We start from the raw sequence: 475 nt of genomic DNA on the forward strand, positions 1-475 counted from the left end.
AGGTGATCACCAATGCAAGACCGAAAACAAAGATGATTGAGTTGCCGCTTTCCTTATAAAGTTGCGACTCACCTTTATAGTCAATAGAAACATCTTCCGGAAGCTTCTCTTGCACAACTCCTTCCAGATAACTCAAAGCTTCACCCAGCGAGTAGCCTTCCGCGAGGTTCGCTTCAATGGTAACACTGCGCATACGGTTATAACGATTCAGCCGGGCTGACGTAGCCTGCTCAGTAATCGTCACCAGGTTTGACAACGGAATCAGTTCGTCACTTTTGCGTGAACGAACGTAAATGTTATCTATGGCACTTGGGCTGCGATAATCGGCTTTTTCACCTTCCAGCATGACGTCATATTCCTCGCCACGGTCAAGGTAAGTGGTTACTCGCCTTTGACCCAGTACCGACTGGAGCGTAATACCAATATCCTGTACGGAAACACCCAGATCGGCTGCACTGGCTTCGTCAACCTGAAT

Annotated in this window: 1 protein-coding gene; it reads right to left on the reverse strand. The window is 48.0% G+C overall.

Annotation, left to right across the window (positions count from 1 at the left end):
* The coding region (locus tag B3180_RS03985; RefSeq protein WP_286843184.1) for an efflux RND transporter permease subunit at nucleotides 1-475 on the reverse strand (475 nt) is incomplete at both ends.

It is taken from the genome of Idiomarina sp. UBA4206, from assembly GCF_002383015.1.
GTDB classification, from domain to species: domain Bacteria; phylum Pseudomonadota; class Gammaproteobacteria; order Enterobacterales; family Alteromonadaceae; genus Idiomarina; species Idiomarina abyssalis.